The sequence below is a fragment of the Halioxenophilus aromaticivorans genome, from assembly GCF_042850945.1.
GTDB lineage: Bacteria > Pseudomonadota > Gammaproteobacteria > Pseudomonadales > Cellvibrionaceae > Halioxenophilus > Halioxenophilus aromaticivorans.
Genome location: NZ_AP031496.1, coordinates 2,994,304 through 3,007,284, shown reverse-complemented (window position 1 = coordinate 3,007,284; position 12,981 = coordinate 2,994,304). Strand labels below are relative to the sequence as shown.

Genomic DNA, 12,981 nt, shown 5'->3' with positions numbered 1-12,981 from the left:
GAACTATCATTAATACATTTGAAGCAGAGTTGGCACAGATTTGCAACAGGCTCTACTGGTAAAAGACGTTGCTAAATAATAATTCGTAACGCTGTCTGTATTTCTGGATATCGCACCTTAGGGGTCTTTTTCAGAGATGGAGTAAAAACGACACGGAAAGAAGAATGAATATAAATTCCCTATTGATTAGTGCAGTTTTGATCATCCTGCTATCTGCCTGTGGCGGGGGAGGCGGAGGCGGCGGTGGCTCCACAGGCGAGACACCGGTTACCGGGGGAAACGGTGGCTCCGGCGGTGATGACGGTTCTGGTGGCGACGATGGATCCGGTGGTGATGACGGTTCTGGTGGCGACGATGGATCCGGTGGCGATGACGGCTCCGGTGGCGACGATGGTTCCGGTGGTGACGACGGCTCCGGTGGTGATGATGGCTCCGGTGGCGACGATGGCTCCGGCGGTGATGATGGCTCTGGTGGCGACGATGGCTCCGGTGGTGACGACGGCTCCGGCGGCGACGATGGCTCCGGTGGCGATGACGGTTCCGGCGGTGATGATGGCTCTGGTGGCGATGACGGCTCTGGTGGTGATGACGGCTCTGGTGGTGATGACGGCTCCGGTGGTACAACAGACCCTGTTGCTCCAACCTCGGTAACGATATCCGGTACCGTCACCTACGAGAAAGTACCGCACAATGCCCAAAGCGATTTAGATTTTGCTAATGCATATGATCTGCCCGTGCGAGGCGCCATCGTTCAGTTAATTGACGCCAACCAAAACGTCGTAGACTCTACCAGCAGCGATGCCGCAGGCGCCTACAGCTTCAGCGGGGTAGAGCTAAACACTGAATTTTTGATTCGGGTAAGGGCGGAAACAATCCGCTCAGGGTCGGTTAATTGGAATGTTCGCGTGGCCGACAATACCTTGCAAAACGCGCTTTACGTGTTGCAGGGCTCTTTGGCCAGCTCTGGCAGCGAGGACTCTACCAGAGACCTCCATGCAGCCTCGGGTTGGGACCTTTCCTCTGGCAGCTATACGGAGCAAAGAGCAGCGGCGCCATTTGCCATCTTGGACACTATCTACACCTCCATGAGCAAGCTGGTGCAAATTGATTCCACAATCACCTTCCCGGGTTTGGTCGCTTATTGGAGTGAAAACAATCGGCCGGCTAGCGGTGAGCTAGACCAGGGCAACATCTCCACCACGTTTTTCCGGTTCGGCGCCAACGCCATCTATGTGTTAGGTGATGAGGCTAACGATACCGACGAATTTGATAGCCATGTTATCGCCCACGAGTGGGCGCACTACTTTGAGGCCAATATTTCCAGGTCGGATTCTATTGGCGGTTCGCACAGTCTTTCCGCCTCTTTGGATATGCGCCTAGCGTTTGGCGAAGGCTTCGGTAATGCGCTTTCGGCCATTGTTTTGGATGATTCTATCTACAGAGACTCCAATACCAACTCCTTCTCGTTCGACTTAGAGGCCAATAATTACGCAATACGCAGAGGTTGGTTCAACGAGTCCTCGGTTCAAGCAATTTTGTACGATATTTTTGACGCCAATTCGGATAACGCCGATGGCTTAGAGTTGGGGCTTGGCCCCATGTACGACGTGCTGAGCAGCAGTGAATATACGCAGTCTGAGCTATTTACCGGCATTCACCTGTTTCTGGCGCAGTTGAAAGCGGCTAATCCGACCTTCGCCCAAGCCATAGATACGCTGGCAGAAAACCAGAGTATTGTGGCTGAAGATACCGCTGGCAGCTCCGAGGATAACGATGGTGGTAATGCCAGTGTGCTACCAATTTATACCGAGTTGCTGCCGGGCGTGTCTGAAGAGGTATGTACAATCGATCAATTTGGCACCAACAATAAGTTGGGCACCCATCGCTATGTACAATTCTCTGTCGCCAGTGGTAACTACACAATAACGGTTGCTCGCAGTTCCGGGGCTAGCACTACCGACCCAGATTTCTATATATACAAAAATGGCTCTTTCATAGGAGGGGCCGATGGCACCACCGTAAATCAAGACAGCTGGGCTGGCACGTTAAGCAGTGGCGATTATATGCTCGATGTCACCAACTACGTAGGTCAGAGCTCAGCCAGCGATGGCAATGCCTGCTTTAATGTAACCGTGAATTAAAGAAAATACAGAATTAGGGACACCGATAATGATTAAACCTTTGGCAACCGCAATTATTGCCGCCAGCTTGGCGCTTTCCTCGGTGGGATGCGAGCAAGCTAAAGAATCCGTAGAGAGCCAGCCTTCCAAGGGTGCTCAGTCAGCGAGTAGCGGCTACTTAAAGCCTGGCGCGCCCATTCGTTTCCAGCATAACTATGATGGTAAGTCTGAAGTTGGCGTCGCTGAAATTGTAGAATTAAGTTTTGTTCCTGAAGCCGATCTGGACAGAGTATCTATTAAGGTAAGTTCCACCACCCATTCCATTGCGGTTGTGGCGGATGACTTCTCCGGCCCAGCCAAAGCAGGGCAGGCCATTGCCATTCCGGTAACAGTTACGGCACAACAAGAGGGCGAGTTTTTTGTCAACTTGGCCGTTTCCTCGACGGTGGGGCCGCAGACTTCAGCTCGCAACTTCGCGTTACCTATCCTGGTGGGCGATTTACCTCAAGCTAAGTTATCAGCCCCTAAAACACCTCAGGGTGAAGCCATTCGGGTGATGCCGGCAGAAGAGAAAATGCATTAAAAACTTGACCAATCATCCGCCCCCTGACAGACTCACACTGGATAAACGTTCAGTAAAATAGTCATAGAGTGGGCGGATGCCTTTAATTTTAGGAGTCGACCCCGGTTCATTAAAAACCGGTTTCGGCATAGTGAATTCCGTTTCTGGCAAGCTAACGTACGTTGCCAGTGGCGTTATTAGGCTAAACGCCAAAGACGCGTTGGCCTCCCGCCTTAAGCACATCTTTGAATCACTAAATCAAATCATAGAAGAATACAGCCCGCAGCAAATGGCCGTTGAGCAGGTTTTTCTAGCGAAAAACCCTAGCTCAGCATTGAAACTCGGCCAAGCGAGGGGGGCGGCCATTGTTGCTGCAGGCCATTATGGCTTGCCCGTTGCAGAGTACGAGGCTCGCAAGGTTAAGCAGAGCGTGGTAGGCACCGGAGCGGCCGACAAGATTCAAGTTCAGCTTATGATTCAGCAGTTATTAAAGCTAAGCGATACCCCTCAAGAAGACGCCGCCGATGCCCTGGCGGTTGCTGTTTGCCATGCTCACAGCCAGCAGTTCGAGATACAAACGGCGCGTTCACTGCGATTCCGGCGCGGTCGCTTAGTTTAAATCCACCAAAGCACACGATAAACGAGACAACCCTGAATGATTGGTCGGTTAACAGGCACACTTGCAGAAAAGCAGCCACCTTATTTATTGATAGATGTAAACGGCGTGGGTTATGAGGTGCAAGCACCTATGACCAGTATCTACAGCTTGCCTAAAGTGGGTGAGCAAGTGCAGTTGTACACGCATTTTTCTGTGAGTGAGAATGCTCACCAACTGTTCGCTTTTAAGGATACCGTAGATCGACAACTCTTCAGGCACCTTATTAAGGTCAATGGTGTAGGGCCTAAACTGGCTCTATCCATACTTTCTGGCATTGAAACACCTGCCTTCGTCTCTGCAATACACGCAGGCAGCAGTGCAACCCTAGTAAAAGTGCCGGGCGTGGGGAAAAAAACTGCCGAAAGATTAGTGATTGAGATGCAAGATCGGCTTAAGGATTGGGCCGGCGACGGCGAATTTTCCCAGGCTGGCGAGCCCAGCGCGCCAGTCTCAGGGCGGGGGCAAGGCGAGATTATTGCAGAGGCAGAGAGCGCCCTAGTTGCACTTGGCTACAAACCAGCCGAGGCAGCTAAAGCTATTAGCCGGTTAGATAAACAAAAAATGCCTGAAACCAGTGAGGAGCTTATCAGATTAGCACTGCGCTCTATGTTGCCAGGTTAGCTCCTTTTTATTGTGATGCTTTAAGTTGAGTAAAATGGTGTTCTTCTCAATACAGTGCCATCACGTTGCAACTAGACCCTGTAAGAGTCGGCTAGTTCTAGAATGCGGCCTCGCCAACATCAATGATTCAACAGTGAATAACCAATGAACCGGCTTAACTATAAATTTTTCCGCTATGATTGAAAAAGATAACCTAACGGCCACTCGTCTGGTTTCCGCTAGTGCCGACGCCCCGGAGGAAATGGTTGATAAGACCGTGCGGCCGAAATCGCTACAGGACTATCATGGTCAGCCGCAAGTGCGTGTACAAATGGAGATTTTCATCGCGGCGGCGAAGCAACGAAAAGAAGCCTTGGATCATACGCTGATTTTTGGGCCGCCCGGGCTGGGCAAAACCACCTTAGCCAATATTATCGCCGCAGAGATGGGCAGCGAGTTGAAATCCACCTCCGGACCTGTGCTAGAAAAGGCCGGAGATTTAGCCGCCTTAATGACCAATCTTGATGCCGGCGATGTCCTGTTCATCGACGAGATACACCGCTTGAGCCCTGTGGTGGAGGAAGTTCTTTACCCCGCCATGGAAGATTTTCAGCTGGACATCATGATAGGTGAGGGGCCGGCGGCGCGCTCCATCAAAATCGATTTGCCTCCCTTTACTCTGGTGGGAGCTACCACTCGAGCGGGTTTACTGACATCACCTCTGCGTGACCGGTTTGGTATTGTGCAGCGGTTGGAGTTCGTAAACCTTAAGGACCTAACCCACATCGTTGCCCGCGCTGCAAGTTTGATGTCAATTCATGTAGAAGAAAGTGGTGCAGCTGAGATTGCTAAACGCGCCCGCGGTACCCCACGTATAGCGCTGCGTTTGTTGCGCCGGGTAAGAGACTATGCTGAGGTTAAATCCGATGGCACCGTAACAGAGCAAATAGCCGATGCAGCGCTCAATATGTTGAACGTCGATCATTGCGGTTTTGACCATATGGACCGGCGCATGTTGTTAGCAGTGATGGAGAAGTTCGGTGGTGGACCGGTTGGCGTGGACAGCTTGGCTGCGGCGATTAATGAAGAGCGAGACACCATCGAAGATGTGCTGGAGCCTTATTTGATACAGCAAGGTTATCTGGTAAGAACGCCTCGCGGCCGGATGGCAACACAGCTTGCCTACCAGCATTTTGGAATTCAACCGCCCAGCAGTCAGGGCCAATTCGAAGTTTAATCTTCGTTTCACTTCCTCAATTAAGAACAGTTTGATGCCTTCGTTGCCTCGTTTTGACTTACCCACGAGAGTTTATATAGAAGATACCGACGCTGGCGGTATTGTGTTCTATGTCAATTATCTAAAATACATGGAGCGTGCCCGCACTGAACTCCTACGAAGTTTAGGGTTCAATAAGCCCGCTGTAACGCATAATAACGGTATTTTGGTGGTCGCTTCGGCGCAAATTGATTACAAACGTTCGGCCGTCCTAGATGATGCGTTGGTGGTAACGGCAGCCATTCAAAAGGTGTCCAGGGTCTCCGTAGTATTTGAGCAAACAGTACTGAGGGGCGAAGTGCTGCTTTGCACTGCTGTGATCAGAGTAGCCTGCGTTAACAAAGCTGATATGAAGCCCATGGCTATGCCTGCTGATTTACACACTAAAATACGAGATTGGCATCAAGGTCTATAGCATTGCGATTGACACCTGCAGCTAATACCGTAATCTTCCCTGCAGCCAGAGATAGGCGGGCCTGACGGCCAAAATAGAGTGAGCTTTCGGCTTGGAAAAGCCAGCTAGAGCGTTTAGGAGTTTAAGTTCGATGCACGGTGGTGATAATTTATCCATTTGGTCTTTAATTTCAGAGGCCAGCTTGGTTGTTCAGGCTGTAATGGCCATCCTTATGTTGGCATCCATAGTGTCTTGGGTGATGATCGTCAATCGGGGCTTGTATCAAAGCCGGGCTTCTCGCCTCTACGCCGAGTTCGAGAAACGCTTTTGGTCCGGAATCGACTTAACCCAGTTGTATAAACAGGGCAATGCCAAAGCGCAAAACGGAAAAATAGAAGGTGCTGAGAGCATATTTAGGGCCGGGTTTAAAGAGTTTTCCCGCCTAAAACAACAGAGCTCAGCGGACCCTCATTCGGTTATGCAAGGTACCGAGCGAGCCATGCGCGTAGCTTTAGCCCGAGAAGAAGAAAAGCTCGAAGCGAACTTGTCCTTCTTGGCTAGTGTGGCTTCGGTGAGCCCTTATATCGGCCTGTTTGGTACGGTTTGGGGCATCATGAATTCCTTTCGAGGCCTAGCCAATGTGCACCAGGCCACCTTGGCCACCGTAGCCCCTGGCATTTCAGAAGCACTGGTTGCCACCGCAATGGGTCTATTTGCCGCCATTCCCGCAGTGTTGGCCTACAACCGTTACTCAGCAAAAGCAGAGACCATGGTTAACGGCTACGAAACCTTCTCTGAAGAACTCAGTGCCTTCTTTCACCGCAAATTGCATTCTAGCAATCCCTAGGAACCGCCATGCGTAACAAAAAGAAAAAGCCCATGGCGGAAATTAACGTGGTGCCGTATATCGACGTTATGCTGGTGCTTTTGGTGGTGTTTATGATTACTGCACCTCTATTGATGCAGGGCGTCAAGGTTGAGCTGCCAAAGACTCCCGCAGAACCTTTTGATGCCAATGAAGATGAGCCGTTGATTGTCTCGGTTAAGGCGGACGGTAGCTTCTACCTAAATTTAGGTGGTGAGCAAGAGGAAGCTAAGCCGTTACCCGCCATTCAGGAAGCAGTGAGTAAAGTGCTCGGTCAAAAGCCGGATACACCGGTACTGGTGTGGGGGGACGTCAGTGTACCCTACGGTGAAGTGGTTAAGGCCATGACCAGTTTGCAAGCAGCGGGAGCCCCGTCGGTGGGGCTGGTTACAGAGCCAGAAAGCTAATGTTTTTTTCAAGCTATGTTCGATTGCCAGTCGCTGTTTTAGTCAGCTTGTCGCTGCACCTTGGCATAGTGGCCCTACTGGCTTGGGGTTGGGAAGGCGAAACTGAAACCAGAAAACCGCCTGTACAAATTGTACAGGCTAAACTGATTCAATTGGAGCAAACGGCGCCCAAACAGCAAGCGCCTAAAGTAACGCCAAAACCACAGCAACAAAATGTCGTTGATCTGACCAAGAAAAAACGCGCCGAAGCTGAGGCTGAAAAAGCCAAGCAAGCAGCGTTAAAGAAACAGCGCGAAAAAGAAGCCAAAGAGAAAGCCGAGCGTGACCGCAAGGCGGCAGAAAAGAAAAAGGCAGAGGAGCTGAAAGCCCAGCAGCAGGCGGCAGAGGAGCGTAAGAAAAAGGCCCTGGCCGAAGAATTGAAGCAGCTAGAACAGCAGCGAGTGCAGAATCAGCTGCAGCAAGAATTAGCCGCTGCGGAGGCGGCAGAGCAAGCCGCGTTTGCGCAGCAGCAAGCGGAAGCAACCGCGCAAAGCTACGTTGCGGTGATTGCCCGACGAGTTGAGCAGTTTTGGAGTAGGCCGCCGTCTGCCCGTAAAGGTATGCAGTGCGAACTGTTAATACAGTTAGTGCCTACTGGTAGGGTGGTCAACGTGACAGTTGCCAAAAGCAGCGGTAATGCAGCGTTTGACCGCTCCGCCGAGCAAGCAGTACTGAAGGCCGAGCAATTTAAAGAGTTAAGAGACGTGCCTTCGCCGGTGTTTGAGCAGTATTTCAGAGAGCTAAGGCTGGTGTTTAACCCGCAGGATTTGCGGTTGTAAATTGTACGGCCAGGCGCTGTGTTAACCGTGTAAATGCAGTTTTACCGAGCAACTAGCGGCTGCGTTTCGGTGAACGACAATGTCTAGCGCTTCATTGCCGTTGCTGATGCCTGGATTTAACAGCACCACCTTGAAAGTTAGTTACTTGAAAGTTCGTTATTAGGAGTGACAGTTTGTTAACCATAAAAAGAGCCCTCGCCATAGGAATTATTGGGTTGTTTGTGTATTGCACAAACGCTGCCGCTGAGCTGACCATCGAAATTACTCAAGGAATCGATAACCCCACATCCATCGCCATAGCGCCGTTTAAAGCCGATGGCACTTTGCCGGAAGACGTTGCGGCCATTGTTTCAGCCGACTTACAGCGCAGTGGTCAGTTCGCACCGGTGAATCGTAAAAACATGCTGTCGTTTCCTCAATCCGCCGGCGAGGTGTATTACCGCGATTGGCGAGCGCTCAATACCGAATTTTTGGTCATTGGAGGTCTCACTCCTGTTGCCAATGGATACCAATTTTGGTTTGAGCTGTACGATATTCTCAACCAAAAGCAGATGTTGAAACGGACCGTTTCGGCTGGAGCAGGGGATCTGCGCAGTTTGGCGCACTATGCCTCTGATGTGATTTACGAAGAGATAACCGGTATTCGCGGCGCTTTTTCAACCAAAATGATTTACGTTGAGGTAATGCGCGATCTAAACAACCCGAAGAACTCAAGCTATCGGCTCATGCACGCCGATGTGGACGGTGCGCGAGAAAAAGAACTGCTCCGTTCTCAGCAGCCATTGTTGTCGCCTCGCTGGTCGCCCGATGGTAAGCGGGTAACCTATGTCTCTTTTGAAACCAGTCGCCCAGCCATTTTTGTTCAGGAAATAGCAACAGGCAAGCGCCAGCAAGTTACAAACTTCAAAGGTTTGAATGGTGCGCCAGCTTGGTCGCCGGATGGCAAAAATCTGGCTTTTGTTTTGTCGAAGGATGGCAATCCAGAAATCTACACACTAGAACTTATCACGGGCAAATATACTCGTGTAACCAACCATTTTGCCATCGACACTGAACCAAGCTGGACCGCTGATGGCAAGGGAATAATCTTTACCTCAAATCGGGGTGGGCAGCCGCAAATCTATCAAGTTGATCTGGCCTCTGGTCGTACCGAGCGTGTGACTTTTTACGGCGATTACAATGCTCGCTCCAGTTTAGCGCCAGACGGTAAAACCATGGTCATGGTGCATCGCCAAAATGGAGTTTTCCATATTGCTGCCCAAGACATGGCAACCGGCGACATCCGAATTTTGACGGAAACCAAGTTGGACGAATCACCCAGTATTGCGCCAAACGGAGCCATGCTTTTGTACGCCACCCAAGAAAACGGCAAAGGTATTTTGGGGGCGGTGTCTTTGGATGCGGGTGTGAAATTTAAGTTGCCATCTAAACGCGGTGATGTGCGTGAGCCAGCATGGTCTCCCTTTATAAATTAATTGTTTCAATTACTGTGCCTAGCCACAGTGTTATGTGATAATGCGGCTTTTATGAGGCACAACAAGCGTTTACAGACTACGCTTGCCAAAGATTCTCATCTGTTGGGCGGTTTTTGCGACGGATTTGATTCGGTACAGGATGTACTGCTGGCCATCGGCCAAGTAGCTTTATGGAGATAGCGCGATTACTAAGGTCAAACCCTAACTAATTTTGTTTGGCTGTAGTAATCAAATAATCTGCCCCCAATTTTAAAAGGGCAAAATCAAAGCCTCGTTCATAGCTGTGCGACGGACAGGCAAAAAAGAACCATATCGATATCGACAATTGGGAGTGATAGACCATGAAATTGTTAAAAACAGGGTTCAGTTTGATCGTATTGGCATTTGTTCTGGCCGGTTGTTCATCGACTGAAGAGATAGACACAGACCAAGCAGCAACTCCTGTTGAGGAAGAAGTAGGCTCCGCGGTAGACACGTCTGGTGTTGATACCTCCGGTATCATGGAAGACGAGCAAATGGCGCTAGAAACCGTTTTCTACTTTGATTTTGATCAGTCAGTTGTTAAGTCTGATGAGCGCGCCCTGTTGACCGCCCACGCTGAAGACCTAAAAGCCAATCCTCGTTCGGTACGCCTGGAAGGTCATGCTGATGAGCGTGGCACTCGAGAGTACAACATGGCTTTGGGCGAGCGTCGTGCCAACGCAATTCGTGACTTTCTGGTGCTACAAGGCGTAGACCCAACCTTAATCGAAACCGTAAGCTACGGCGAAGAGCAACCAGCAGCCTATGGTTCTGACGAAGAAACCTGGCGCTTAAACCGTCGCGTAGAATTGAAGTAGTTTTTCAATGATGCATGTATTCGCCAAGCGCGTGATGCAATGTGTGGTGGCAACCTCTCTTGGGGTTGCTGCTGGCCATACATTTGCTCAGGCCCAAGTTATTGATTCTCGTCCGGCAACACGGGCCTCTACGGCTGGTGCCAGCACCACAACCGCGGGCAATATCTCAAGCCAAATGTTTGGCCGAATGCAGCAGCTTGAGCAAGAGGTGCTGGATCTTCGCGGCTTGGTTGAGCAGCAGGCGTTCGAGATTAAGCGTTTGAAACAACAGCGGCTGGATGACTACACCGATTTGGATCAGCGGATCTCAAATTTGATGTCGTCGCAAGGTGCCGCAGCTCCGAGCGCCGCGCCCAGTAGGTCAAGTACCAGCAACGCCGCAGCCAGTCAGCCCATTAGTGGTGCTAAGCCGGTAAGTGAGCGAGGTCTTTACAGTGACGCCCTTAGCTTACTGTTGCAAAAGAAAGACTTTGACGGCTCTGCCAGTAAGCTGAATCAGTACTTGAAGTCGTATCCAAATGGCTTGTTCACCCCCAATGCTTATTATTGGCTGGGTGAAATCAGTTTAAGCAAGCAGGATCTGCAAGACTCTCAGCAGTGGTTTAGCCGCCTGCTGAAAGAGTATCCAGGTCACAATAAGGCGCCAGATGCCAAATTCAAGCTCGGCAAGCTCTATTTTCAGCTTGGCGACAAAGGCAATGCTAAGTCTATGTTGAGTGAGGTTGCAGCCGGTGGTACGCCAGCAGCCCAGCTAGCCAAAGACTTCATGTCAGTTAACGGGCTGCTATAGCAGCTCTGCCCAGGCATTCAATGCTTAGGCTTTTCACATACTCATAGTATTCCCGCGCATTTTTCGTTAAAATCCGCCGCTTTTTTGAGCAGGTGATGTCACATTTCTATGGATTTCACGTTACGAATTACCGAAATCTTTCATTCGCTTCAGGGCGAAGGGTTGGCCAGCGGCCTACCGACAGTGTTTGTGCGCCTTACCGGATGCCCGCTGCGCTGTCACTATTGTGACTCCGAGTACGCATTTCACGGCGGTCAGAAATACGACCTAGATGCCATTATCACCGAGGTAGATAGCTACGGCGCGAGAGAGGTTTGTGTTACCGGTGGTGAGCCTTTAGCCCAGCCCAATTGTCTAGTTCTACTAGAACGCCTGTGCGATTGCGGTTATCACGTTTCCTTGGAAACCAGCGGTGCCATGTCGATCGAAGGGGTAGACCCTCGGGTGAGTGTGGTGCTCGACTTAAAAACTCCCGATTCCGGTGAAAGTACCAAAAATGACTATTCCAATCTTGCGCGGCTTTCGCAGGGCGATCAGATAAAGTTTGTTATTTGTAGTGAGGCTGATTTTCAGTGGGCGCGGTTTAAGATTGATGAGCTCTCATTGTTGAGTGGCCCGGCTGAATTGCTTTTTTCTGCCAGTTTTACGCAATTAAAGCCGGAGCAGCTGGCTCAGTGGATTATTGATGCACGTTTACCCGTGAGGATGCAGCTGCAGATGCATAAGTATTTGTGGGGCGATGTGCCGGGGCGCTAAGGCGCCATATTGTTCGTTTATATGGGTTTAGAGATGACATCCAAAAAAAAAGCGGTGGTATTGGTCTCGGGTGGGTTGGATTCAACCACGGTGTTGGCCATAGCCCACTCGCTTGGGTACGACTGTTACAGTATTAGCTTCGATTACGGGCAGCGGCACCGAGCTGAGCTACAAGCGGCGACGGATATCGCGAAAAGACAGGGTGTGGTAGCCCACAAGGTGGTTACGCTGGACTTGAGCACCATCGGCGGCTCAGCGCTAACCGACCCAAACATCCCGGTGCCAGAACAGGAGACCTCGGGAATACCGATCACCTACGTTCCTGCGCGCAATACGGTGTTTCTATCCATTGCATTAGGCTGGGCTGAGGTATTGGAGGCGCAGGATATCTTTATAGGTGTCAATGCTGTGGATTACTCTGGCTATCCAGATTGCCGCCCCGCATTTATTTCTGCCTTTGAAACCATGGCGAATCTGGCCACAAAGCTTGGAACAGAAGGCAGGCAGTTGACAATACACGCACCTTTAATAGACCTGACCAAAGGCGAGATTATTAACAAAGGTATGGCTCTGGGCGTTGATTACGCAGAGACAGTCTCTTGTTATCAGGCTGATGGAGCAGGGCGTGCATGTGGTAAATGCGATAGCTGTCGTTTACGCAAAGAGGGCTTTGCCCAAGCTGGCGTCGATGACCCAACTCCATATCAGAGTTGATCACTTCATAACCCATTGTTTCAAGTGATAATTTAGTAAATTCTAGTGGCAAAAAAGGCTTGTGTTTTAAATTTATATAAGTACTATATGCGCCTCTTCCGGGGCACAGCCAAACACTCAGTTATAGCGAGTGTGGGCGAGGTGCTAGTTAGCCGGAGGTGAAATCACCAAGCTAAATTAAGTTGGTGATGGAATATGGGTCGTTAGCTCAGTCGGTAGAGCAGTTGGCTTTTAACCAATTGGTCACTGGTTCGAATCCAGTACGACCCACCATATTTTAGCTGGATGCAACACGCATCCGGTCTGATTGAAAGATCAAACCCTTTTGGGTCGTTAGCTCAGTCGGTAGAGCAGTTGGCTTTTAACCAAGTCAGCCTAGCTCATCCATGAGCTAGGTCGCTACGCGATGGCCGTAGGACACTGCAAATCGCTCCAGGCAATTTGTGGTCACTGGCTCGACAAAATCGTCGGGAACGATTTTGAGTTGGCTTTAGCCAACCGCGAAGCGGACCAAGGCAGGACGCCTTTGGCAATCCAGTACGACAAAAGGGAAGGGCGTGCTTGCACGCAGCAATATTACAGAATTTGGGTCGTTAGCTCAGTCGGTAGAGCAGTTGGCTTTTAACCAATTGGTCACTGGTTCGAATCCAGTACGACCCACCATCATCGCAAAACCCGCTCATATGAGTGGGTTTTTTGCGTTTGGG

Annotated in this window: 14 protein-coding genes and 2 tRNA genes; all 16 read left to right on the top strand. The window is 50.5% G+C overall.

Annotation, left to right across the window (positions count from 1 at the left end; genetic code table 11):
• The first annotated feature begins 164 nt into the window (after window positions 1–164).
• The 16 genes from ACGHM3_RS13110 to ACGHM3_RS13035 all read left to right on the top strand — a co-directional run bounded on the left by ACGHM3_RS13110 (window position 165) and on the right by ACGHM3_RS13035 (window position 12,937).
• Window positions 165–2,141, top strand: a complete 1,977-nt coding sequence (locus tag ACGHM3_RS13110) for a carboxypeptidase-like regulatory domain-containing protein (protein ID WP_345415809.1) — start codon at window positions 165–167, stop codon at window positions 2,139–2,141.
• Window positions 2,142–2,169: 28 nt separating this feature from the next.
• Entirely contained in the window at window positions 2,170–2,703 is a 534-nt protein-coding gene (locus ACGHM3_RS13105) for a hypothetical protein (protein WP_345415812.1), read from the top strand.
• A 76-nt stretch (window positions 2,704–2,779) separates the two neighbouring features.
• Window positions 2,780–3,301 (top strand): crossover junction endodeoxyribonuclease RuvC, encoded by a 522-nt coding sequence (ruvC, locus tag ACGHM3_RS13100; RefSeq protein ID WP_345415815.1) that lies wholly within the window; start codon window positions 2,780–2,782, stop codon window positions 3,299–3,301.
• A gap of 36 nt (window positions 3,302–3,337) precedes the next feature.
• Window positions 3,338–3,961, top strand: a complete 624-nt coding sequence (ruvA, locus tag ACGHM3_RS13095; protein WP_345415818.1) for a Holliday junction branch migration protein RuvA — start codon at window positions 3,338–3,340, stop codon at window positions 3,959–3,961.
• Window positions 3,962–4,136: 175 nt separating this feature from the next.
• A complete protein-coding gene (gene ruvB / locus ACGHM3_RS13090) occupies window positions 4,137–5,177 on the top strand; it encodes a Holliday junction branch migration DNA helicase RuvB (RefSeq protein WP_345415821.1) in 1,041 nt (346 codons plus the stop codon).
• A gap of 34 nt (window positions 5,178–5,211) precedes the next feature.
• Window positions 5,212–5,631, top strand: coding sequence for a tol-pal system-associated acyl-CoA thioesterase (ybgC, locus tag ACGHM3_RS13085; protein ID WP_345415824.1), 420 nt, complete (start codon window positions 5,212–5,214; stop codon window positions 5,629–5,631).
• 130 nt (window positions 5,632–5,761) lie between these two features.
• Window positions 5,762–6,457, top strand: a complete 696-nt coding sequence (gene tolQ, locus ACGHM3_RS13080; protein WP_345415827.1) for a protein TolQ — start codon at window positions 5,762–5,764, stop codon at window positions 6,455–6,457.
• An 8-nt stretch (window positions 6,458–6,465) separates the two neighbouring features.
• Window positions 6,466–6,882: a protein TolR gene (gene tolR, locus ACGHM3_RS13075; protein WP_345415830.1), complete on the top strand. Its 417-nt coding sequence runs from the start codon at window positions 6,466–6,468 to the stop codon at window positions 6,880–6,882.
• The gene (gene tolA / locus ACGHM3_RS13070) at window positions 6,882–7,700 is read left to right on the top strand and encodes a cell envelope integrity protein TolA (RefSeq protein ID WP_345415833.1); all 819 of its coding nucleotides are present in this window, start codon (window positions 6,882–6,884) and stop codon (window positions 7,698–7,700) included. Before tolR ends, tolA begins: the two co-directional genes overlap by 1 nt.
• 173 nt (window positions 7,701–7,873) lie before the next feature.
• A complete protein-coding gene (tolB, locus tag ACGHM3_RS13065; RefSeq protein ID WP_345415836.1) occupies window positions 7,874–9,175 on the top strand; it encodes a Tol-Pal system beta propeller repeat protein TolB in 1,302 nt (433 codons plus the stop codon).
• Between the two features lie 341 nt (window positions 9,176–9,516).
• Window positions 9,517–10,014, top strand: a complete 498-nt coding sequence (pal, locus tag ACGHM3_RS13060; RefSeq protein ID WP_345415838.1) for a peptidoglycan-associated lipoprotein Pal — start codon at window positions 9,517–9,519, stop codon at window positions 10,012–10,014.
• A 7-nt stretch (window positions 10,015–10,021) separates the two neighbouring features.
• Window positions 10,022–10,804, top strand: coding sequence for a tol-pal system protein YbgF (gene ybgF / locus ACGHM3_RS13055; RefSeq protein WP_345415841.1), 783 nt, complete (start codon window positions 10,022–10,024; stop codon window positions 10,802–10,804).
• Between the two features lie 108 nt (window positions 10,805–10,912).
• Window positions 10,913–11,560, top strand: a complete 648-nt coding sequence (gene queE, locus ACGHM3_RS13050; RefSeq protein ID WP_345415844.1) for a 7-carboxy-7-deazaguanine synthase QueE — start codon at window positions 10,913–10,915, stop codon at window positions 11,558–11,560.
• Window positions 11,561–11,593: 33 nt separating this feature from the next.
• On the top strand, window positions 11,594–12,274 hold the full coding sequence (gene queC, locus ACGHM3_RS13045) for a 7-cyano-7-deazaguanine synthase QueC (protein WP_345415847.1): 681 nt from the start codon (window positions 11,594–11,596) through the stop codon (window positions 12,272–12,274).
• 197 nt (window positions 12,275–12,471) lie between these two features.
• Window positions 12,472–12,547 (top strand) — tRNA-Lys (locus ACGHM3_RS13040).
• A gap of 314 nt (window positions 12,548–12,861) precedes the next feature.
• A tRNA-Lys gene (locus tag ACGHM3_RS13035) sits at window positions 12,862–12,937 on the top strand.
• Window positions 12,938–12,981: the final 44 nt, after the last annotated feature.